Raw genomic sequence first — 21,476 nt, 5'->3', positions numbered from 1 at the left:
TTCTCTATCCAAATATTTCTATATAAATATTTCTCGAATACAGTCGAAAATTAATTATATTTATTTTTAGGAGGCATTATTTTTATGAAATGGTTTAATAATTTTAAAATCGCTAAAAAATTAATATCCACTTTTACTTTAATTGCATTATTTATAGGCATAGTAGGCTTTATAGGTATGTATAATATGTCAAGAATAAATTCAAATTCTGTTTCTATGTATAAAGTAGATTTGATGGGTGTAAAAACTATAGGAGAAATAAAGCAAAACGTTTTGCAAATCCATACAGATATATTATCATTAGTATACGAGAAAGATACGAATAAAGTTCAAAGTCTTGAAAACGAAATTAATCAACTAAAGGATAAAAATGATAAACTTCTTTCCGATTACCAAAGTACTATTACAACAGAGCAAGATAGAGAAATGTATTCACAGTTTACTGGACTTCTTCAGGATTATAGAACATCTAGGGAAGAGGTTATAAAATCTGTAAAAGCTAACAGGAATGATGAGGCGCTAGCTGCTTTTCATAAAGCAGATGTAACAAGAATTAAGATGGCTGAGGTTCTAAATAAATATGTTGACTTTAATATGGATTTAGCTCAAAAAGATTATGAGAAAAATAATTCCATATATAGAACATCTCTTATCACTGTGATCGCCGTAATTATATTTGGCTTATTTATAGCAATTGTGCTAGGACTTATAATCGCTTCTATAATCTCAAAACAATTGAAACAGGTAGTAGCATTTGCTGAAGCTCTTGGATCAGGTGATTTAACTCAAACAATACATATTGATTCTAAAGATGAAATAGGAGACCTCGCTAAATCATTAAACAGTGCAAGTAACAATGTGAGAGATTTGATCTCCGATATAATTATCAGCGCTAGCGATATAAGTGCTGCAAGTGAAGAATTGTCAGCTACAACTGAAGAAATTTCAGCAAATATGGAAGCAGTAAATGAATCAACAGAACAAATAGTAAAAGGCACGCAAGATTTAAGCGCTGTCACAGAAGAAATCAGTGCTTCAACAGAAGAGATAAGCTCAACAACAGGTGACCTTGCAAGCAAGTCAATGAATTCAGCTGTTTCAGTAAGAGAGATCAGAAAACGTGCTATTGACATAAAAGCTAGAGCAGAAAAAGAAATAGATATTGGAAATAAGACCTATAGCGAGAAACATGACAATATTATACGAGCTATAGAAGAGGGTAAAATAGTTGAAGAAATAAAAGTAATGGCAGATACCATAGCAAATATATCAAAACAAACTAATCTTCTAGCTTTAAATGCAGCAATAGAGGCTGCCAGAGCTGGTGAGCAGGGCAAGGGATTTGCCGTAGTAGCAGATGAAGTTAGAAAACTTGCCGAGCAATCATCTTATGCTGTTACACAAATTCAAGACATGGTTAAACAGGTTAAATCAGCCTTTGATAACTTATCAGATAGTGGAAATCAAATACTTGCTTACATTACAAATAATGTGAAACCAAGCTATGAATTGTTATTAAAAACGGGAATTCAGTATGAAAATGATTCGGAGTTCATTAGCAATATGTCTGAAGATATAGCATCAGCAGCAACACAAATTAGCGAAACAATAAACCAAGTGTCTAGCAACATTCAAAATGTGTCAGCAGTATCTGAAGAATCTGTATCTAGCTCTGAAGAAATATCAAATAGCATAAATGAAATAACAATGGCTGTTGATGAAGTATCAAAATCTGCCCAAGCACAAGCTGAACTTGCACAGAAGCTTAACAATATGATACAAAAATTTAAGGTTTAAATTATCTTTATTTTGTAAATTAACTAAAGTTTGTATCATTAATAAATGTATATACATAGTTTTATGCAGCATTTATAGTATTATCAAAAAAACATAAGAGCTTCAAACCTATGAAACTCTTATGTTTGCAATACTATTTAACTTCTTTTATTTAACCTTCATATTTTATACAATATCCATTTACATGTACTTAACTCATATTTAATTTCAAATAGCTTTTGCGCTCCATTAATACATCCTTGGCAGTTAAAAATAAGCATATGATTTCCTGCTAGCTTCTCTTTATCCCTAGTAATAATCTTATCTATTTTTATAATAATAGACTCATCTTCCTCTCTATCTAACCTAAATCTTACCGGATTCGGCACTCCATTTTTATCAAACCATGCTACCATATCTATTGATCTTGCAACTACTCTCATAATTTATCTCCTTATAAAATACTTGACATAATAGGATAGTCTTCGGATTCTGTACCACCAGTAGTAGGATGAATCCCTGAGTGTAAAAAGGTACCTCTTATAACAGAGTTATTACCATACTTTAAACGAATAGAATCCATAGCCTTATCAATAGATCTATTCTTTTCTAAATTAGGATCATCAAAAATAGATGACTGGCAAAAATCATTGCTACAGAGTTCACCAACTGATACTCCTAAACTTCTTAAAGGTCTATATTTCCAACATTCATCAAATAATTGGAAACATATTCTCGAAACTATTTTAGTAGAATCTGTTGGACAATATAACTTTATTTGATGGGAGTAGCTTATGAAGTCAGCATCTCTAAGATATATAGCAACTAACTTACAACAGTTTTGTGATTTTCTAAGTCGCATTCCTACTGTTTCAGCAAGGGATAGTAGAATTTTATGTGCAGTTTCTTTATCTTTCACATCAAAAGGCAATGTGGTTGAATTACCTATACTCTTTACTTCGACTTTGTTACTTTTTCTTACTTCACTGTTATCTATGCCATTTGCATAATTCCAGATCATAACTCCATGGCTTTTAAATATACTCTTCATAATATTTAAATCATAGTTTGCTAAATCACCTATTGTGAAAATATTTAGCTTATTCAACTTAGGAAGTGTAGCTCTGCCAACAAAAAATAAATCTTCAACAGGAAGAGGCCACATTTTACTTTTTATTTCTTCTGGAAATAGTGTGTGAACTTTGTCTGGTTTTTTAAAATCTGATGCCATTTTTGCAAGCAGTTTGTTATTGGAGATACCTATATTTACAGTAAATCCAAGTTCTCTCTTAACACGCTCTCTTATATCATTGGCTAGTTTTATAATATCAGAATATATATGCTCCATATTAGTAAAATCTAAAAAGCATTCATCAATAGAATATCTTTGTACTATGGGAGTATAATCTTTTAATATTTCCACCAATGAATCGCTACAATGCAGATATAGATTGTGACGTGGTGGAACTACAACTAGTTCAGGACATTTCTGTCTTGCTGTAAACAAAGGTTCACCAGTTTTAATGTTAAACTTTTTAGCAGGGATAGATTTTGCTAACACAATTCCGTGTCTACTTTCTTCATTTCCACCTACTACAGAGGAAATTTCTCTTAAATCAATTTTTTCTCCTTGCTGTAATCTATACGCTGCTTCCCATGATAAGAATGCAGAGTTTACATCGATATGGAATATAATTCTTTTGCTATCATTCATAAGTATCACCCTGAATCTATTATTCGTACATATACTCCATTATATACGAACATATGTTTGTAGTTAATCCATTTATTGGTTAAAAAGCCATGAGTTTCAGCATTTTTATTCTTAGCCTAAGCTCTTATGTCACTCATATTACAGTATCACCATCTTATCTACTGTTTGTTTTTGAAATGAAAAAAGAGCCCATTAAGGCTCTACATAAACAAAACTATTAATATACCCATAATAATAATTGCAAATACAGTTAACGCTATAGTCTCTGCATTACTTTCTGATGAAGTATCATCATATTCTTCCAACACTTCAATTGATTGATCAATATTTTCATCTTTATTTGATTGTTCTTGAGATGTTAAGTCTGTCATTTATCTACACCTCCACAATTAACTTTGTACCTAAATTAAAATCCTTATTATAATGGATTTGCATATAGGGGTATGTGCTCCAAGGTGCCTATTGATTTAATTAAAATCAACCACTAACAAAACTTATTATCTAATAATATTATATTATATTTTTTAAATATTGTTAATATTCATTTTATTAACTTTGTAACTATCATTATTTCAGTTTCATTTTTCCTATTAGTATCTCGCAAAATAATAAGCACCGGTATTACTACCAGTGCCTATATGAATATATTATTGAATAAAAAGGGATTTCGGATATTTCCTCTAAGCTTTATTAGCTTAGGACAATTTCTATTATAAATGATGATTGTTACATCATTGTGACAATTTTATTATATTCCTAATTTATTTTAAAATAAATTAGCACTCAGATTTCTCCGAGTGCTTCACTGACGTCACACAGTTGTAATCTTTGCTCTGTGACCATTTCATTTGCTTTCGTATTTTTCTAACTTATCAAAGTTATCGTTAACTTTACTTATAACATTGGAACTTAACACATTATTTAAACTCTTAAAAATATGCTTCTAGTGCAGTATCCACTGCTTTTGATATTTTATTATTTTTGTTAATTAGTTTAATTAGTGTGTTGTTATCTTTTATAATATGTATGTTTTTATCAATCAATATCTTTAATTTCCCATGCTCGGAGTAAAATTCAATACTACCGTCTTTAATTTTTCCTTTTTTCTCTAATTCCTTTAATAATGCTGTATACATTTCAAAACACCCCCAATATATTAATTTCTATATTAAAAGGAGTTTTCCTTCTTTGGTTTAATTATATTTTTAATCATATTTGAATTACTACTAATGTAATCCCAGCATGATTTAAACTTTATAGTCAAACCTTTATACTGATTATATAGTTGATTTATAGAGAGGAATATCTTTACAGTTATTTACTAAGCAAATACTTTTTAATGAGTCTAAAACTCTAAAATCATATCATACCACTTAGCACCGCCATGTACCGATTCAGATATACCTTTATTCACGTATCCAAACTTTTCATAATAATGTATAAGTCTTTCTTTGCAAGTTAGAATAACACCTTTACGACCTGCTGCTTTTGATACTTCTATCATATAATTCATTAGCTGCGCAGCAATTCCTTGGTTACGATACTCTGGCATAACATCAAGTCCAAAAACAGTCTGATAGTCTCCATCTGGAATGTGCAAAGTTGAGTCCTTATAGAGTTCGTCATATATAACGGTTCTATTCGTAACGCAGCCATTGATAAATCCAATTATTCTCCAATCTGTTTCTGCTACAAAGAAACTTTCTGGGAATGTATTAATACGTTGTTCTAAGGACTCTTTTGTAGCTGCTTCTGCTTCTGGAAAACAGCTTGCCTCGACTTTTGCAACTTCGTCTAAATCTTCTATGGACGCTTGTCTAATTATAATGTTCATTATAATCTTCCTTTCCTAAAAATATTAGTTATATCTCAAAATCATCTATGAGCCATGGAGAATTTTCATCTTTTCTAATAACAAAATACCACCAATCCTATGTTCTACTATCTTGAGTACCTACACCATTTCTTTTATATTTTACTTCATACCTAACTTTATAAACCTTAAGATTTTTTCTACTATTCCATTTGCTCTGCCTCTTCTGTTATTTAAATATCCTTACAAAGCATTAAACAACACTAACAAACTAGCGCAATATATACATATTATAGTTTATCTTTACTTTTTTATCAAAATAAAAAAAGTATAAGCAGATTAATATCTTCTTTAATTAAATAATATTTTTAATTCTATACAAATACGTAAATTGAAGTCGATATAAGATAATAAACCTATAATAAAATGAGTTCTATGACTAATTTATTTAAAATATACGTTTACGAAAAAGGTGATATAAGTGATAGTAAATCATAATACAAATGCATTAAATACATATAATAGACTTAATTCTGCTGGAAAAGCGAAATCTAATGCTATGGAAAAATTGTCTTCAGGTATGAGAATAAATAAAGCAGCAGACGATGCAGCAGGAGCCAGTGTATCTCAAGAAATGAGAGCACAAATTAGAGGTCTTGAGCAAGCATCAAGAAATATTCAAGACGGTATATCTCTTGTTCAGACAGCAGAAGCGGGGATTGGTTCTATCCAAAATCCGAACCTTCAAAGAATGAGAGAGCTTATACTCCAGGCTTTAAACGGAACTTTAACTCAAGATGATAGAATAAAAATTCAGAATGAACTTGAAAATGTGAAAGCAAGTATAGACGATATAGCCAATAATACTGAATTTAACACTACAAAATTATTAGCTCCTCCAACCACTAATGAGTCTATACCTCCAAAATGGACACCTGGAACTGCTGATATCGTATTCGTGGTAGATATAACTGGAAGCATGGGAGGAAAAATTGCTACTGTAAAAAACAACATAGATGGTTTTATTAATAAGATAACAGGTAATGGAATTGATGTTAATATGGGATTAATAACCTACGGCGATGTTAATCCAGCTCAGGGAGGAGACCCAGTTGTAAAGACAGCTCTTACTAGTGATTTGAACTCATTTAAATCTTATATAAATAATATTAAATTAACAAGCGGTGGGGATGCTAATGAGTCTGGCCTTGAGGGTATTGCTGATCCGGCTAACGGCGCACTATCCTATAGCTTAAGACCTGATTCGGCTAAGCAGTTTATTTTAGTAACTGATGCTTTGGTACATGATGATAGTAAAGATGGTGATGGCGGCGATGGTATGTCAACCTTTGATATTGACGATATAGCCACAGATCTTAAAAATAAAGGTATCAAATTAACTGTAGTAGGTACTAACGATACAAAATCACAGCTAAACAGACTTACAGACCCAACTGGAGGTCAATATATAAATATTGATTCCAATTTCCAAGATGAATTAAGTAGCTTTGCAAGCAAAATATTAATAGATGCTGGTTGCCAAAAAGAAATATCTATAGACGAAATGCCTAAACTTCAATTGCAAGTAGGTGCAAACTCTGGGCAGCAGTTTCAACTAGAGCTTTTTGATGCAAGGACTAAAAAATTAGGAGTAGATGATGTAAAAATTGATCCTATTGACGAAGCAGAAAAATCCTTAGAAAAAGTAGATAAAGCTATGGAACTGGTATCAAGTCAGCGTTCTAAGTTTGGAGCATATCAAAATGCTTTAGAGCATATATCTAAAAACGTCGATAACTATGGGTACAATATATCTGCAGCAGAATCACGTATTTCAGATGCAGATATGGCAAAAGAAATACTGGATATGTCAAAAAACAGTATTATTGAGCAAGCTGCTCAATCAATTTTACACCAAGCTGAGAAAATGCCTGAGAGTGTTCTAAATTTAATGAATAGTTGGCAAGGTAAACAACCTTAACTTTAGATAATTTAATATATTATAGAGTCTAACTTCATAGTATTACCTTTCTGTAGTTTTACTGCTGTTACTGCGTATTGTTTCGTATTATCACAAAAGGCCAGTGATTGATTTAAATCAACTACTAGCCTTTTGTCTTAAATATTCTTAAATATAATTTAATATATGAATTATTTCATTGTTTCTGCTATCTTATTTATAATATCCACTCTTTCAGGACCTAGAACTCCAGATAATTTTGTTGGCATAAATCCATTTTTATAAACTCTATCTCCATTAGCATTTATTATAGCTATAACTGTCTTCTCTAATTCCTCATAACTTAGTAACCCCTCTAGATATGTATCAACTAAATCTCTCAATTTACTTGCTAATTCCTTTGGGTTTTTGTAACTTGCTCTCATTTTTAATGTACTCCTTTAATTTCTTTTCTTAAGATTTTTAATATTTATATGTGTAGTAATTATTACAGCTATTATAGCTACAGCATTGATTATCATGCCAAAAGTACTCAATTTACCACCTGTAATTACAAAGCCGTAGATTATAAAAGCCATAACTACAATATTTATTATTATTGAAACTACATCTCTCATAAAAACTTCTCCTAACTTTCAGTTCATATATTTAGTTTTTACATTGATACTGCTTTTTTAAACACTCTTTCCCTGAGTAATTATAACCTATATTCAACAAAATAAAAAGAACCATAAGTAGATTAATGATTAAAAATCAACTTAAAATTCTTTCATAGTAGAAAATTTTTTTAATACCCCATTTCATACAACTTTTTTACTTCAAAATATCAAAGCAATGTAGATTATAAAACTTATTTAAATTTCTTCAAAGATATAGGACACATTAACTTAATCAAGCTTAATAATGTAACTGATGAAGCTACTTCAAAGGGAACTTACAAATATTTTATTGAAATAGAAACAATAGAGCCCTCTATAAAAGGTAATACAAGTTTTGCATATTATTATGGGTTTGTATATATAGAGGAGGAAGATGGGAAATATAAAATTTCTGATATAGACTTAAGAGGCGAAGATTTTTTATGTGCGGCTTATCACGGATGGAGGCATAATGCAGAGTTTTATGTAGATATAGTTTATGGAGACTGGTGCAAGCTTCTAAAAAAAAGATATCCAACTGAGCAAAAGGGCTACATTAAAAATATCTATATAACTGGTAATGATGGACATGAATATAAATTTCAATTCTTTCAGCTTACAAATGGAACTGATATAGAAATTCATCAATTTATTAAAGATACCAATAACGAATGGAAGCCTATAACCATAGACGTAGATAAATGCTTACAACGGTGGAGATGCCCATATTCCTTGTCTCTAATGTGTTTTATGTTATAAAAAAATAGCACTTACTTAAAAGTAAGTGCAAAGATAAAGGATTAAATATATTTAAATTAACACCATTGTATAAAAATAAAAGGAACTTCTTACGAAGTTCCTAATAAACAAGTTATAAAAACACATACGATGTTATATTTATAATAATATTATTATAAATATAACATAATCCCTATGCATTTTCTTTCCCTCCGAAAGATTGCAATTAAAAGTAAAAGGCAGGTCTCCTGACTCACGGGTCGTTCTCCTTCTTCCTTCCCAGATAAATCCAGTGGATATAGAATTCGTCTCCGTATACAGTAGCGGGGGCTGTAGTGGATTTTCACCACTTTCCCTTTTAAACATTATAAAAGTACCTAAAACTTTATATTAAATTTTCCTTTTAGTACATTATTTATTATATCATATCATTTTTTATATTACCATATTCTTATATCAATTTTTACAAATAATTTTAAATACACTAACAAAAACCACAAATTGAAGATATTTTTAAATGTTTTTTATTTTTATTCTTTATAAGAAAATTTTTATCTAATAATAAAAAGTCCCCTGCTGTTTTGCTATAGCAAGGGATTATAATTAAAATTTTTAATATTTATTTATCAACGAGTACCTTAGCTTCTACAGCTTTATTTCAATTTAGATCACTTGCTTAACTATCTAAGCCTTGGATAAATTCTTGCTTTTCCTAAAAATTATTTTCGAATCACATTTTCCAGATCTTTGATATGGTATAACTTGTTTATATGGCGGAGGTGGCAGAATAGCATGTTTATTTTCCGTTATTGGATAGTCAATTTTAATTCCATTTCCATCCCTTTGCTTATCTAAAGCATTAACAATTATAGTTCCAATTTGACGTCCCAACCTCATTCCTTCTGTACAGTCAATTGGGAAATGAACACCTGCAAAAATACGTGATTCTGCACATTCTTCTGCTAATTCTTTAAGCCTTTTTTTCTCTCCTTGGAAGAAGTAACTTAAAACTTTCTCAGCGCATCCTGCTATAACAGCATGTCCAGCCGGGTAAGTTGGATGTTTCGGTGTACAAAGCACCGTAGCTAGATTTTGATTTAGCTGGTTGGGTCTAGCAATATCCCAAAGATACTTAAAATACCAAGTTACTACAGCTGCATCGTTTATAGCAGCTTGAACTGCAGCTAAAATACGTGATGCTCTTCCAGCCGAAACATTATAGGTGTCTATTAGCTTGTCTATAACTGGAGTAAACTGTTTAGTTGGCGGGCCATCTCCCCAATACTTGGCTATAGCTATTTGCTCGGGAGTTAGGTTTTTCAAAGTTTCCTCCACTATTTTTAATTGTTCACCTTCAAAGTTAATGCTACTGTTTGGTTCACGTAGGGAAAAAGCTATAATATTTCCTTCTTCATCTATAAACCTTCCTTTTTCATCACGTTTTAAAAAATAGGTTGACCATGTGGAAAGGTTAGGTTCTTCAGCAGAGGGCACCCTCTTCAAACCTGCATAAGATAGCTGGGACCATCTGCGAGGTATATTTATAATACTCTTATCTGATATGCTCTTATCAGCTTTAATTACTTCTTTACATTTTACTCCACTATATCCTAGTTCATTATCTTCCAATGAACATTCCTCCTTTTAATTAAGCAATCATATTTGACACTTATCTTGATAGTTAAATATTCCATTTGCCGCTATTAGTATATGATGTAATTATTATTTTGACATAAGAATATATCCTAACAAGCTTAATGAAATGGTTCAAAAGTTTAAAGTATAAAATATACATCCATAAATTTGCTTAAGCTGAGAAAGTAGCTAGATTTGTGTAAATTCAAATCTAGCTACTTTCTCTTCAAATATTTTTATATTTAGATATACAAACCTTAATGTTAGTAAAATTTATTAGTATTCTGGCAAAACATATTTATATTTCTTATACTCTAAAATATCACAGGATATTTCATAAACAGCTTTCATATTTTCCCTATCACTCTGCTTTGGCATATACTCTATATAAGGACTCCTGCCTGACAGCACCATATCAAATACCTTGAAATTAAAAGATGCATTATGAAATTGAGGTACTGTAGCTACTATTTTAGCTAATTCTTTAGGCTTCATTTTCAATATATCTTTATCATCCACAGTAATGTTTCCACTTACAGGTTTAATAAGCCCATTCAATGTAGATATAAGTGTAGTTTTTCCACTGCCATTAGGCCCTAAAAGTGTTGTTATCTCTCCCTGTTGAATTTCTAGATTTATATTTTTAAGTATTGTATTTTTCCCATATGCTACTGTAATATCTCTAAATTTAATCAATGCCATCCTCCTGCTCTAGTTTTTCTAAGTAATACTATAAAAAATGGTGCTCCTAATAAAGTAGCAGCTATTATTATAAAAATTTTATTTCTTTCTAGATTTACCCCAAATATCTTAGCCTCTCTATATCCTAAGGCTAATATATTTATTTTCCATCTTAAAATATATATTACTAAAATCCCTATTGTTATAAAAGGTAAACAAGAAAATACTTTATTCCAATTAGATGTATGAAAAGAACCCATAGTCCAATAAATTATACCTCTTATTATCCTCATCTCTAGAGATTTTAATGCTATATTATCCAAGTAAATTGGTATCAAAGATCACCATTCTTCCATCTTCCTTCAAAAGATTAAATTAGCTCTTACTCCATTACCAAATATTTGACATTAAATGTTCTTTAAAAATATCTTTTTCTTTATATACGTTCATGTCTATTCGTGCAGTAGAAGCTTTTATATTTAATTCATCTTTTTCTTTTGTTTCTATGGGAATATTAATTTTTGCTGATTTTGACCATTCTGACAACATAATATTCTCCATTATAGTACGTGTTGATGGGCTTAAATGATTATCTAGAATATGCATAAAAACCTCCTTATTTTGCTACATTGCTAAATAAACTTATTACACTCTATTGTTTTTGAAAAACAATATAAGTATTTTGACACTAAATTTTACTTACCTTTGTCCAATAATAACAAACATTTCATTATTATCAACTTGGTTGATTGTCGTTATTCCAACCTGTTGAAAATAACTTTTTATCTTCTCCATATCCGGTAGATTATCTTCTGCCACTACTTCTGACACATTCTTATGAAGGTTATTTATTGCCTCTCTGCTTTGGGAATGGCATATAATGAACTTACCTCCAGTTTTTAAAAGTCTACTTATGGTCTTAATCATTGTTAACTTATCTTCAAAGTGTGGAAAAGCAGAATAACATATAATATAATCAAAACCCTCTTTTGGCAAATCCACCTTTAAAATATCGCCACATACAAATGAAACATTCTCAAAGTTATATTTGCTTTGTGCTACCTCCAGCATTTTATCAGCAATATCAATTGCTATAACTTTACCGTCCTTACCTACATAGTTAGAAAGATAAGGAACTAAAACTCCTGTCCCCGTACCAACGTCAATTAATTTTGAACCTTCTTTGATATCTAACAAGTTTAAAATATACATAATTTTTTCAGTGTCATGTTTACAAACTGTATCCCATTTATACGCCATTGAATTAAAAAATTCTTTTTGTATCATTTAATTACCTTCTCTCACAATTAATCTACTTTTGTTTAATGAAAAAATAATAGCAGGAATAAATATTATTTGTATAATTATGCCAGGAATACCTTGAGTAATAGCCCCTGCTATGAAAACAATAGGGTTAGGCAGCTTTGCCATAAAGAAAGTAGCAAGTCCCCATACAACAATAGAGGATACAATTCTGCCTGCTATCATACTGCAGACAAGAGATACATACACATTAAAGTTTAATTTTCTATAAAGAAGGCTTGCTACTCCGCCATATGTAGCCAATTCAAATATCATAAAAGGCAAAACTGGAAACACTGGGGGCATACCTGTAAGCAGAGAACTTAAAATTGGAGTAATCGCACCTACTGCAATTGCAAAGGGTGCACTAACTACAAAGCCCGCAATTAAAACAGGTATATGCATAGGTAAAAATGTTGAGCCTGACCCAAACACATGGAACACCATTGGCAAAATAATGCCTAAAGCGATAAATAGACCTGACAATACAATTTCTCTTACTGATATTTTTCCCATTAAAAATACCCCTTTCTTTTAATCATTTTATACTCACTTTGTTATTCAACAAATAGCACTCAAAAGGCCATATTTTAAACCCACAAACTGCTTATTTGTGGGTTATTATTTATTATGCTACATATTTTTCTTTGCTTTCCTAAGCATTTCATCTGCCTCTTCCATAAATCCTACAGCTTTTTGTATAAATTCTGCAGTTTGTAATTTTCCCATTAATTTTGCTTTTTCAATCCACTCTTTAAATCCCTCTTCATGAGACTCATTATGTTCAACCCAATGACCTAATAAGATTTTTAAAGTTTCCTCTTCCTTATTTAAATTTGATGGACAACTGCAATCTGTTGATACTTCATGTGCATGGTTATGACCGCCATGTACATGTTCCTGTGAGTGTTCGCAACCATCATGACTATGATCATGTCCATGATGATATTTGTATTCATTTTTTTCATTGTAAATCATAAATATCCCTCATCTCTTTGTATTTTTTAAACTACAAAATCAAATAATCCATAAAATTTATTTCAAAACTACATTTATTTATAAAGCAATTTACATGCCAGTATCACAACCATTGATATCTGTATTAAAACTCGTGAATTTTATCAATTTGAAAATACATTCAGTTTCAATTTGATAAAAATATATAAATCGATTTCATTTTGATACTATCTAGGCAAATTGTCTCAAATGGTTAATTAAGCATAAAAAATAGAACTCACCTCTTGGTAAGCTCTATTTTTATCTTAAAGTTAAATTCAATTTACTCAAAAGGATATTTTATCTCCCATTGACCTCTAACTTCATCCATTATGTTCATCACATCAATAGATAATTCTAAGGTATCCTTATTATTTTTATTTAACACATAGTTATTCATATCTTCAACCTCATAAATTAATGCTTTTGAAGTTTCACCAACCTCTATAACTTCCACTTTTCCATCCGGATAAGTTATAGTAGCTTTATCTGCTCTTGGGAAGTTATCTACAGTTATATACCCTAACTCTCCTGCTACAACGCCCTTCTTCGGTTGTTTAGCTCTCATTGTTAGAGAAATTACTGCCATTTCGTCATCAGAATTCTTAAGTATTATACCTGATTGTTCATCCACACCAGTTTCAAATTTCTTTACCGTTGTTAAAACTTCCTGCGGTTGACTTGATAGAAAATATCTAGTAAAGGATAGAGCATATGTACCAATATCAAGAAGTGCACCACCAGCTAAATCCTGACTAAAGAATCTATTATTAACGTCATATTCTTTAAGACTTCCAAAGGATACTTGAATCATTTTAATCTTTCCAAGTTTTCCTGAGTCAACGATTTCACGTAATCTTTTATATAATGGCATATGATAGATGGTCATGGCCTCTGCAACCACCAAGCCTTTACTTTCTGCTAAATTAGCTATTTCTCTTAATTGCTTGCCATTTACAGTTATTGCTTTTTCACAAAATACATGCTTATTATTTTTAAGACTTTTCATTATATATTCATAATGATTGCAATGAGGAGTTGATATGTAAACTATGTCAATTTCATCATCTCTTAACATTTCCTCGTAGTTATCGTAAATCTTTTGCACATTATGATTACTTGCAAATTTTTTTGCTTTTTCAAGAGCTCGTGACCCTACAGCATATATACTTCCGTTAACCTCAGCAATAGCCTTTGCAAAGTCTCCTGCAATTGTTCCAGGTCCTAATATTGCCCATTTTATTTTATCCATATTTTCACCTCATGCTTTAATAGTTCTGCTCCTATAAATTATTGTAATACTACTGTTGCTTGCTATCAATACCTTGTAACCTTGTTGATAACTTAATTATAAATCTATGGCAAATAATTTTAAAGCCAATGCTTAGTCTTAAGCATTGGCTTTAGTATAAACAATATAATTAAAAGAAAGAGATTTAATTAAGAATACTACCGGTTTCAAAAATAAATAAACTTTATGATATTTAATAAAGTTACAAACTAGTTTTAAAACCTTTTCCTTGAACCTCAGAGGCATCTAAAATAGATATGAAGGCTTTACTATCTACTTTAGTAACAATATTTTTAAGTTCAGGCAATTGAGATAAGGGTATAATACAGTAAAGTATCTTCTTATGTTCTTTTGTATAAGCTCCTTCACCATAAAGATAGGTAACTCCCCTATGTAAATTCATCATTATAAATTTAGATATCTCTTCCTCTTTTTCTGTAATAATAAATACTGATTTAGTTTGACGTAATCCCTTAACTACATTATCCATAACGAAAGATGTTGTGTACATTGCTATTAGTGTATATAAGGCATTAGGAAGTCCAAATATAAAGGCACTGATGCTAACAATTATTAAATTTATAATAAAGGATATTGTACCTATATTAAGATTAGAGCGTTTTTTTCTAATTATCATAGTTACTATATCAAATCCACCTGTAGAACCCCTATGGGTAAAAACTAGGCCAAAACCAATTCCATTAATAACGCCTCCATATAAGCAATAAAGCAGTTTATCATTTATATTTAAAATATTAGATATAGAATGTGTTAACACTAGTGATAAAGAAAAGGATAACGTTCCCACTAAAGAATATATAGTAAACTCTTTATCTAGTTTCTTTAAGCTTAATATAAATAATGGAATGTTTAATAAAAGAATTATATACCCTGCCTCAATTTTAAATAAATATTGAATTATGAGTGCTACCCCAGTAACTCCTCCACTTAAAAGTTTAGCGTGAATTAAAAACATATTTACACCAATGGAAGCCAAAAAACTTCCAAATATGATATATAAAAAGTCTATAATGTTATCTTTGTTTAAAAATTTAGTATCCATTTTACCTCCCCATTAAGTATTATTTCTAATTCATCTTCAGCCTAATTACAGGAATACACTAAAATCAGTGAACATTTCTAAATAAAGTCATACATTTAATTAAATATATTATGTTACATAAAGCTAGTTATTATATATGAAATTAAATATAAAAAGAGCTGCCTCTTATAATGATTTTTTTTAATCATTTTGAGACAGCCCCTTATTACATAATACATTTTAAGAAATAATTTTTTAATAAAATCACACTCTAGTAACATTAATAAAAAAAAGCATTTACTATAAATGCTTCAGAATTCTTGTTTATATCCTTATATAAGTATTTGAAAATAATTTTTAGTGGAGCGGGTGAAGGGAATCGAACCCTCGTAACTAGCTTGGGAAGCTAGCACTCTGCCATTGAGTTACACCCGCATACATAAACTGTTAAATTAACATTACATATATTATAGCCTATTTTTACTTTTTTGTCAAAATGCAGTTAAAAAGAAATTGTTCATAATACATATTTACGCATTATGGACAATCCCTTTAAATTTATTATTTTAACGAAAAATCAATTATATTAGATTTTTCCCCATATAATAGACTTTATCTAAGGCTTCTTTGTTATCAGACACAGACAATTCTCCTGTAGATACTCCGTACTTTCGAGTGAACTTTAGCCCTAAGTACTCTGACATCTGCTCCAAACTACTTTCAACAACCTTAGCCCCTGAATCTTCTTCTGTTCCTTCATGAGTCATTAATAATACTATTTCCTTATCCTTAAAGTCTTCTGATTTAAGGGCATACAACCTATCTATAAAAGTTTTTAGTTGTGCTGTCATATTCCACCAATACACTGGTGTAGCTAAAACAATTATGTTTGAAGTTTTTACTTCCTCATATAATGGCTGCATATCATCTTTTATAACACAGGTATCTAATGCTTTTCTACAGCTATTACATGCACTGCAGCCCCTAATGTTTTTCTCTTGAAGAAATACACTAGAGCATTCTACGCTACTGTTATTTTCTTGTACGCCCTTCAAAAATTGAGCCAATAGAGTTGCTGTATTTCCGTTTTTATTTGGACTTCCTAAAACTGAAAAAATCTTCATTTTACCATCCCCCTCGATAGATTAGATACTATTATTATAATTGTAAACAATTCACAATAATAGTACGTACTTTTATGATATATGCTACCCTTTAAGAAACCATTATTTTTATAACTTGTCAAATTCTTTTAGATAGTTATACTATATATAGGAGGTGAAATCAATGACTGATAAACATATCAATGATGAAAACTTTGCCATAGAATTAGCTAACACAATAAAAATAGTACATGGACAGGAAACTGATTTAATAAAGGATTCTCAAAGTTTTATATCATGGATGCTAAATAAAAATTTGATAAAAGATACTGATAAGATTACATCTAGTGAACTTGACAGTTTGTTTGCTAAAATAATAGATAGCAGAAAAATAATTAGAAATGTACTTAAACAAATAAGCGAAATTTCTTATGTGGAACCAAAAGTTCTTGATGATATAAATTCGATTTTAAAAAACATACATATTCACATACAAATTAATAATTTAAATGGGAAACTAGTAAAATCTTTTAACACCGATTCAGATTTTTGTTCAAAAATACTTTTATTAATTTACGACTCTTTAATTGATTTATTAGTAAATTATGAATTAGAACGTATAAAGCAATGTGCTTCAAGTAGTTGTACTCTATTTTTTATAGATACATCGAAAAACAAGAAAAAGAAGTGGTGCTCAATGCAGACATGCGGAAACAGAGAAAAAGCTGCTAGACATTTTAATAGAAAAAAGCTTGATACTAAGTAACACTATTTCAGACATCTTTAACATACCTCACTCTATTTTGTATAATTCTCACAATGAAAACACTAGAATTGAACTCTATTCTCTAATTCCAGTGTTTTCATTATAAAAAACTTATCCGCTAGCTATTACCTTTTGCTAACAAATCCTAAGCTTCGCAGCAGGTAAAGAATTCTCTTCACCTTAGGAGACTGTTTATTTTACCCAGCTTTCTCCTTCTCTTAATAGTATTAGCGTATCTGTATTATCAACTTTTTTAAATTCTTCACCAAATACTGAAATCAGCTCAACATAGTGTGAAAAGGTACTATGATGTATAGGTATTATATATTTGGGATTAAATAGAGAGCATACCTTTATGGCCTCTTCACTATTTAAAGTTAGCATATCATAAGGCCCATCAATCCCAACTGCTCCCATATGTGGTATGAGAATATCTATCTCTCCTGCAAAGTCTTTTATTTTTTTCATATCTTCAAACCAAACCGTATCCCCAGTCCAGTAAATTTTAATTTTTTCTTCTGGTGACGAATATTCTATCAAATATCCATTTACTATACCCATTTCCATATTTATGTCATCTTTATGTGCATGACGAGCTGGGACAGAAGTTATATTTAAATTCTGATTTTTGCTTATTAATGCAGTAGATTCCCACCAATCTATTGGTGTTATGTTTTCAAACTTATCTTGTAATAAATGTTTTTGGCTATTAGGCATTATAATAGGAGTACTTTTATTTATTTTATCCATTGCAACTTTATCAAAATGATCTGAATGTATATGGCTAACTAATACATACTGAATACTGTTCAAGTCAAAATCAGGAACTGGAGCATTTCTTAGTATTGTTACACCATTCTTTCCTGTAGAAGGATGTCCATTCATAATAAAAGCTTCTTTATTATTATTTAGTACAGGGTCTGTTAAAACTTTAAAATCACCTATTTCTAATAAAAATGTAGGCCCACCAATCCATGTAAACTTCATAATTATTCCTCCTTCAACAAATCATTATAACCCTTAAAATTTGTTTTGATAGTTATATACTAGCATTTATTTTATAACCTATAAAGTTATTTTTAACAGTTATAACTTAAAATATTAAAATAAGAATATAAAAAAATCTCCTAGTATTTTTACTAAGAGATTTTTACATGATACTATGAAATCTATTTTTAAAAGAATGATATTTCAACCATTTGGCAAAGTGCATGATAAATTGGAAGATGAAGTTCCTGGACTTCAAAGGTAAGCTCCTTAGGCGCTTTTATTGTAACATCACAAAGCTCTGCTATTTTTCCTCCTGACTTTCCAGTTAAGCCTATAGTTTTTACACCTAAAGCTTTTGCTGTATAAATAGCATATATAACATTTTTTGAATTTCCAGAAGTGCTTAATCCCATAAATAAATCAGAACTTTTTCCATAGGCTAATACTTGTTGAGCATATATTAAGTCTGGGTGCACATCATTTGAAAAAGCAGTACACAAAGCTGATTGTGCTGTTAAATCAATGGCTGGAAGTGCACACTGCAGTCTATTTGCCAAAATCATTCCTGCTTCATTCTCTATATTTATCAGTTTTTCTTTAATATCTTTAGGAAGCTCTCTCTTTAGCATAAAACCTTTCATTAGTTCCCCTACTATGTGTTCTGCATCTGCAGCACTGCCACCATTACCGCAAACGAGAATTTTTCCTTCTTTGCTATAACATTCATGCATCTCTTTATATGCTTTCCATATATCCTCTGAACACACTTCTAATAGAGGGTATCTTTTCATCAAATTATTTAAGACCTTTTTTACGTTTTTCATACTTAAAGTTCTTCTAATAATTTTCGCCTAAGGCCACTGACAAGCAGGCATAATCTCCAATACTTTCACCTAAGCTTGAAGGTAAAATACTGCAGTTTTTATAAGATAACTCTAATGCTTCCTTTTTTATAATTTCTTCTGCTGTAGGCTGTAAAAACTCTCTGCACCTAGCGAATATACTTCCTATTATAATTTTTTCAGGATTTAATATATCAATAATAATTGATAAACCTATGCCTAAATACCTTCCACTTGTTTTTAGAATATCTATTGCTATCTTATCACCATTTTGAGCAGCAATACCGACTTCTTTCGCCGTGATGTTTTTAGCTTCCTCTAAGGTTTCGCAAAACTCTACTCTATCACCTCTTTTTATTCTCCTAGTTATTTCCTCATAGGCTAACTTAGCAATGCCACCACCACTGCAATAGCCTTCAAAGGAACCAAACTTTCCATAGCCTAAAGGGCCTTCTCTGCTAAGTCTTATATGGCCTACCTCTCCTGCCATATCATTAGCTCCAGTATAAAGCTTCCCATTTAATATTAGGCCTGCCCCTAAACCGGTGCCAAAGGTTAAAAAGACCATGTTGTTGCAATTCTTTCCCGCACCAAATTTCCATTCTGCTATAGCACAAGCATTAGCATCATTTTGTATATATACATTCTTATTAAATCTATTTTTAAAAATATCTTTTATGGGTATATTATCCCAATTAGGCAGATTAGGTGGAGACATAATTATACCTTTTTTACTATCTAAAGGACCACCACAACTAATTCCAATAGATTGGATGTTGTCTATGCTGCCTTTATTTTGACTTAGTATTGCATTAATAGAATGAAAAATTTTATTTATAGTATAATTAGCTTCTCTGGTGATCTTTGTAGGAAAAGAAATCCTATCAATTATCTTGCCATAAGGATTTCCTAAAACTACAGCACACTTTGTTCCGCCAATATCAATGCCTATCAAATTGCCATTATTCATATATTCCTCCCTAAAGTGAAACTTACTTCAAATGTTTTTGCCCACATCCCTAGGCAAATAAAAAACTTTAAGCATCTCCTGGGTGTTGGCATCTATATAGGGAAACTAACCAGAAAGTTACCTTATACAAAGGGATATGTTTTTAACGGACTGAAGCTTGAAAACTTATCCCGGGGTATAAGGTAACTTTCGGTCTTTTAACTCTATATAGATAGATTATGCAGCAACTATTTCTTTATTTCGCTTATATTGTCTTTTGTAACTACCTTTACACCAGTATCTACTTTCTTTTCAACTGTCTTCTTTCCGATAACGTCAACAGCTGATTGAATTCCTTTTGCACCCATATCATAAGGATTTTGAACCATAGTTGCTTGAATTAACCCTTCGTCTAAAGCATTGATTATATCTTTTGACTTGTCAAAACCTACAACCTTAACTTTTCCAACTACATTCTTTTGTTTTATTCCTCTTGCAACTCCTACAGTAGAACCTTCATTTGTTGCATAGAAACCTACTATGTCAGGATTAGCTGTGAGTATATCCATTGTTTGATTTAATGCTGTAGCTTTGTCTCCATTGCAATATTGAGTTGTAACAATTTTGATATCTGGATACTTTTCTGCTACTCTGTCCTTGAAGCCTTTTTCTCTAATCATTGTAGTTCCAGCACCTGGTTGCGCGCTTATTATTGCTATTTTGCCCTTTTGTCCTATTAGTTCTGCCATTTTATCTGCTGCCATAGATGCTGCTTTTGCATTATCTGTAGCAAAGAATGCAGATATTTTATCTGTTTTCACTGGTGAATCTATTATGATTACCGGTATGTTTGCTGAAGCTGCCTTTTCCACTACTGGAGTAAGCGCACTCTGATCTGATGGAGCCAATAAAATAGCATCTGCTTTTTGATTTATTGCGTCCTCTACCATTCTTACCTGTTCACCAGGATCTGTCTTTCCTGCTGGTGCTCTAAAGGTTAACTGTACATTCCCTAATTCTTTAGCCTTTGCTTCTGCCCCTGCTTTAACTGATAACCAGTGTTCGTCTATGGAGTCCATAGTTATCAGTACCATTTTGTACTGTTTTTTATCACTGCTGCCTGATGAGCTTGATGAGCTAGTTGAGCTTGAATTGCTGTTTCCACAACCAACTAAGACTAAAGACAGACTCATTAACACTGCTGAAACTTTGGCTAAAAGCCTTGGGCGTTTTTTCATGA

Annotated in this window: 25 protein-coding genes, 1 tRNA gene and 1 riboswitch; of the genes, 3 read left to right on the top strand and 23 right to left on the bottom strand. The window is 30.9% G+C overall.

Annotated features, from left to right (window positions below; all coding sequences use genetic code 11):
- Nucleotides 1-84 precede the first annotated feature (84 nt).
- Nucleotides 85-1,797 carry a methyl-accepting chemotaxis protein gene (locus tag I6U51_RS21030; RefSeq protein WP_211144519.1) on the top strand — a complete coding sequence of 571 codons (1,713 nt, stop codon included), beginning with the start codon at nt 85-87 and terminating at the stop codon, nt 1,795-1,797.
- A gap of 158 nt (nt 1,798-1,955) precedes the next feature.
- Here the strand turns inward: I6U51_RS21030 and I6U51_RS21025 are convergent, their stop codons facing one another.
- From I6U51_RS21025 to I6U51_RS25365, 6 genes are all read right to left on the bottom strand, one after another.
- On the bottom strand, nt 1,956-2,219 hold the full coding sequence (locus tag I6U51_RS21025; protein ID WP_211144518.1) for a hypothetical protein: 264 nt from the start codon (nt 2,217-2,219) through the stop codon (nt 1,956-1,958).
- A gap of 11 nt (nt 2,220-2,230) precedes the next feature.
- Complete coding sequence (locus I6U51_RS21020; protein ID WP_211144517.1) at nt 2,231-3,490, bottom strand: DNA polymerase Y family protein; 1,260 nt, start codon at nt 3,488-3,490, stop codon at nt 2,231-2,233.
- A 200-nt stretch (nt 3,491-3,690) separates the two neighbouring features.
- Complete coding sequence (locus I6U51_RS21015; RefSeq protein WP_211144516.1) at nt 3,691-3,861, bottom strand: hypothetical protein; 171 nt, start codon at nt 3,859-3,861, stop codon at nt 3,691-3,693.
- Between the two features lie 558 nt (nt 3,862-4,419).
- Nucleotides 4,420-4,626 carry a hypothetical protein gene (locus I6U51_RS21010; RefSeq protein ID WP_211144515.1) on the bottom strand — a complete coding sequence of 69 codons (207 nt, stop codon included), beginning with the start codon at nt 4,624-4,626 and terminating at the stop codon, nt 4,420-4,422.
- Nucleotides 4,627-4,835: 209 nt separating this feature from the next.
- Complete coding sequence (locus I6U51_RS21005; RefSeq protein ID WP_211144514.1) at nt 4,836-5,324, bottom strand: GNAT family N-acetyltransferase; 489 nt, start codon at nt 5,322-5,324, stop codon at nt 4,836-4,838.
- 28 nt (nt 5,325-5,352) lie between these two features.
- Complete coding sequence (locus I6U51_RS25365; RefSeq protein ID WP_343069779.1) at nt 5,353-5,403, bottom strand: hypothetical protein; 51 nt, start codon at nt 5,401-5,403, stop codon at nt 5,353-5,355.
- A 381-nt stretch (nt 5,404-5,784) separates the two neighbouring features.
- Between I6U51_RS25365 and I6U51_RS25360 the strand changes: the two genes are divergently transcribed.
- Nucleotides 5,785-7,284 (top strand): flagellin N-terminal helical domain-containing protein, encoded by a 1,500-nt coding sequence (locus I6U51_RS25360; RefSeq protein WP_211144513.1) that lies wholly within the window; start codon nt 5,785-5,787, stop codon nt 7,282-7,284.
- Nucleotides 7,285-7,454: 170 nt separating this feature from the next.
- Here the strand turns inward: I6U51_RS25360 and I6U51_RS20990 are convergent, their stop codons facing one another.
- The 13 genes from I6U51_RS20990 to I6U51_RS20930 form a co-directional block, all read right to left on the bottom strand.
- The gene (locus I6U51_RS20990) at nt 7,455-7,688 is read right to left on the bottom strand and encodes a TIGR04540 family protein (RefSeq protein WP_178907399.1); all 234 of its coding nucleotides are present in this window, start codon (nt 7,686-7,688) and stop codon (nt 7,455-7,457) included.
- A 15-nt stretch (nt 7,689-7,703) separates the two neighbouring features.
- On the bottom strand, nt 7,704-7,880 hold the full coding sequence (locus I6U51_RS20985; protein ID WP_211144512.1) for a hypothetical protein: 177 nt from the start codon (nt 7,878-7,880) through the stop codon (nt 7,704-7,706).
- A gap of 980 nt (nt 7,881-8,860) precedes the next feature.
- Nucleotides 8,861-9,035: riboswitch (cobalamin riboswitch) on the bottom strand.
- Nucleotides 9,036-9,323: 288 nt separating this feature from the next.
- Complete coding sequence (locus tag I6U51_RS20980; RefSeq protein ID WP_211144511.1) at nt 9,324-10,268, bottom strand: vanadium-dependent haloperoxidase; 945 nt, start codon at nt 10,266-10,268, stop codon at nt 9,324-9,326.
- 282 nt (nt 10,269-10,550) lie between these two features.
- Nucleotides 10,551-10,970, bottom strand: coding sequence for an ABC transporter ATP-binding protein (locus tag I6U51_RS20975; RefSeq protein WP_211144510.1), 420 nt, complete (start codon nt 10,968-10,970; stop codon nt 10,551-10,553).
- Complete coding sequence (locus tag I6U51_RS20970) at nt 10,967-11,278, bottom strand: iron chelate uptake ABC transporter family permease subunit (RefSeq protein WP_211144509.1); 312 nt, start codon at nt 11,276-11,278, stop codon at nt 10,967-10,969. Before I6U51_RS20970 ends, I6U51_RS20975 begins: the two co-directional genes overlap by 4 nt.
- 67 nt (nt 11,279-11,345) lie before the next feature.
- On the bottom strand, nt 11,346-11,561 hold the full coding sequence (locus I6U51_RS20965) for a hypothetical protein (protein WP_211144508.1): 216 nt from the start codon (nt 11,559-11,561) through the stop codon (nt 11,346-11,348).
- Nucleotides 11,562-11,654: 93 nt separating this feature from the next.
- Nucleotides 11,655-12,242, bottom strand: coding sequence for a class I SAM-dependent methyltransferase (locus I6U51_RS20960; protein WP_211144507.1), 588 nt, complete (start codon nt 12,240-12,242; stop codon nt 11,655-11,657).
- Nucleotides 12,243-12,773 carry an ECF transporter S component gene (locus tag I6U51_RS20955; RefSeq protein ID WP_211144506.1) on the bottom strand — a complete coding sequence of 177 codons (531 nt, stop codon included), beginning with the start codon at nt 12,771-12,773 and terminating at the stop codon, nt 12,243-12,245.
- Nucleotides 12,774-12,890: 117 nt separating this feature from the next.
- Nucleotides 12,891-13,235 carry a DUF8180 domain-containing protein gene (locus I6U51_RS20950; RefSeq protein ID WP_211144505.1) on the bottom strand — a complete coding sequence of 115 codons (345 nt, stop codon included), beginning with the start codon at nt 13,233-13,235 and terminating at the stop codon, nt 12,891-12,893.
- A 301-nt stretch (nt 13,236-13,536) separates the two neighbouring features.
- Nucleotides 13,537-14,505 carry a Gfo/Idh/MocA family protein gene (locus I6U51_RS20945; protein WP_211144504.1) on the bottom strand — a complete coding sequence of 323 codons (969 nt, stop codon included), beginning with the start codon at nt 14,503-14,505 and terminating at the stop codon, nt 13,537-13,539.
- A 241-nt stretch (nt 14,506-14,746) separates the two neighbouring features.
- On the bottom strand, nt 14,747-15,607 hold the full coding sequence (locus I6U51_RS20940) for a YitT family protein (protein WP_211144503.1): 861 nt from the start codon (nt 15,605-15,607) through the stop codon (nt 14,747-14,749).
- A gap of 340 nt (nt 15,608-15,947) precedes the next feature.
- Nucleotides 15,948-16,021 (bottom strand) — tRNA-Gly (locus I6U51_RS20935).
- 146 nt (nt 16,022-16,167) lie between these two features.
- Nucleotides 16,168-16,710, bottom strand: a complete 543-nt coding sequence (locus I6U51_RS20930; protein ID WP_211144502.1) for a flavodoxin family protein — start codon at nt 16,708-16,710, stop codon at nt 16,168-16,170.
- 163 nt (nt 16,711-16,873) lie between these two features.
- On the opposite strand from I6U51_RS20930, the gene I6U51_RS20925 reads away from it, so the two are divergent.
- Nucleotides 16,874-17,455: a CGNR zinc finger domain-containing protein gene (locus I6U51_RS20925; RefSeq protein WP_211144501.1), complete on the top strand. Its 582-nt coding sequence runs from the start codon at nt 16,874-16,876 to the stop codon at nt 17,453-17,455.
- 192 nt (nt 17,456-17,647) lie between these two features.
- Here the strand turns inward: I6U51_RS20925 and I6U51_RS20920 are convergent, their stop codons facing one another.
- The 4 genes from I6U51_RS20920 to I6U51_RS20905 form a co-directional block, all read right to left on the bottom strand.
- Complete coding sequence (locus tag I6U51_RS20920; RefSeq protein ID WP_211144500.1) at nt 17,648-18,442, bottom strand: MBL fold metallo-hydrolase; 795 nt, start codon at nt 18,440-18,442, stop codon at nt 17,648-17,650.
- A gap of 188 nt (nt 18,443-18,630) precedes the next feature.
- Nucleotides 18,631-19,269: a D-sedoheptulose-7-phosphate isomerase gene (locus I6U51_RS20915; RefSeq protein ID WP_211144499.1), complete on the bottom strand. Its 639-nt coding sequence runs from the start codon at nt 19,267-19,269 to the stop codon at nt 18,631-18,633.
- Nucleotides 19,270-19,282: 13 nt separating this feature from the next.
- A complete protein-coding gene (locus I6U51_RS20910) occupies nt 19,283-20,257 on the bottom strand; it encodes an ROK family protein (RefSeq protein ID WP_211144498.1) in 975 nt (324 codons plus the stop codon).
- A 227-nt stretch (nt 20,258-20,484) separates the two neighbouring features.
- Entirely contained in the window at nt 20,485-21,474 is a 990-nt protein-coding gene (locus tag I6U51_RS20905; protein ID WP_211144497.1) for an ABC transporter substrate-binding protein, read from the bottom strand.
- Nucleotides 21,475-21,476: the final 2 nt, after the last annotated feature.

This window comes from Clostridium aciditolerans (genome assembly GCF_016316925.1).
Taxonomy (GTDB): domain Bacteria; phylum Bacillota; class Clostridia; order Clostridiales; family Clostridiaceae; genus Clostridium_AM; species Clostridium_AM aciditolerans.
This window is presented reverse-complemented; position numbering and strand designations above follow the sequence as displayed.

What these genes read in the sequence shown, in the direction of transcription:
- I6U51_RS21030 (WP_211144519.1), top strand. Translation starts at nt 85, where the DNA reads ATGAAATGGTTTAATAATTTTAAAATCGCTAAAAAATTAATATCCACT.
- I6U51_RS21025 (WP_211144518.1), bottom strand. Translation starts at nt 2,219, where the DNA reads ATGAGAGTAGTTGCAAGATCAATAGATATGGTAGCATGGTTTGATAAA.
- I6U51_RS21020 (WP_211144517.1), bottom strand. Translation starts at nt 3,490, where the DNA reads ATGAATGATAGCAAAAGAATTATATTCCATATCGATGTAAACTCTGCA.
- I6U51_RS21015 (WP_211144516.1), bottom strand. Translation starts at nt 3,861, where the DNA reads ATGACAGACTTAACATCTCAAGAACAATCAAATAAAGATGAAAATATT.
- I6U51_RS21010 (WP_211144515.1), bottom strand. Translation starts at nt 4,626, where the DNA reads ATGTATACAGCATTATTAAAGGAATTAGAGAAAAAAGGAAAAATTAAA.
- I6U51_RS21005 (WP_211144514.1), bottom strand. Translation starts at nt 5,324, where the DNA reads ATGAACATTATAATTAGACAAGCGTCCATAGAAGATTTAGACGAAGTT.
- I6U51_RS20990 (WP_178907399.1), bottom strand. Translation starts at nt 7,688, where the DNA reads ATGAGAGCAAGTTACAAAAACCCAAAGGAATTAGCAAGTAAATTGAGA.
- I6U51_RS20985 (WP_211144512.1), bottom strand. Translation starts at nt 7,880, where the DNA reads ATGAGAGATGTAGTTTCAATAATAATAAATATTGTAGTTATGGCTTTT.
- I6U51_RS20965 (WP_211144508.1), bottom strand. Translation starts at nt 11,561, where the DNA reads ATGCATATTCTAGATAATCATTTAAGCCCATCAACACGTACTATAATG.
- I6U51_RS20960 (WP_211144507.1), bottom strand. Translation starts at nt 12,242, where the DNA reads ATGATACAAAAAGAATTTTTTAATTCAATGGCGTATAAATGGGATACA.
- I6U51_RS20955 (WP_211144506.1), bottom strand. Translation starts at nt 12,773, where the DNA reads ATGGGAAAAATATCAGTAAGAGAAATTGTATTGTCAGGTCTATTTATC.
- I6U51_RS20950 (WP_211144505.1), bottom strand. Translation starts at nt 13,235, where the DNA reads ATGATTTACAATGAAAAAAATGAATACAAATATCATCATGGACATGAT.
- I6U51_RS20945 (WP_211144504.1), bottom strand. Translation starts at nt 14,505, where the DNA reads ATGGATAAAATAAAATGGGCAATATTAGGACCTGGAACAATTGCAGGA.
- I6U51_RS20940 (WP_211144503.1), bottom strand. Translation starts at nt 15,607, where the DNA reads ATGGATACTAAATTTTTAAACAAAGATAACATTATAGACTTTTTATAT.
- I6U51_RS20930 (WP_211144502.1), bottom strand. Translation starts at nt 16,710, where the DNA reads ATGAAGATTTTTTCAGTTTTAGGAAGTCCAAATAAAAACGGAAATACA.
- I6U51_RS20925 (WP_211144501.1), top strand. Translation starts at nt 16,874, where the DNA reads ATGACTGATAAACATATCAATGATGAAAACTTTGCCATAGAATTAGCT.
- I6U51_RS20920 (WP_211144500.1), bottom strand. Translation starts at nt 18,442, where the DNA reads ATGAAGTTTACATGGATTGGTGGGCCTACATTTTTATTAGAAATAGGT.
- I6U51_RS20915 (WP_211144499.1), bottom strand. Translation starts at nt 19,269, where the DNA reads ATGAAAAACGTAAAAAAGGTCTTAAATAATTTGATGAAAAGATACCCT.
- I6U51_RS20910 (WP_211144498.1), bottom strand. Translation starts at nt 20,257, where the DNA reads ATGAATAATGGCAATTTGATAGGCATTGATATTGGCGGAACAAAGTGT.
- I6U51_RS20905 (WP_211144497.1), bottom strand. Translation starts at nt 21,474, where the DNA reads ATGAAAAAACGCCCAAGGCTTTTAGCCAAAGTTTCAGCAGTGTTAATG.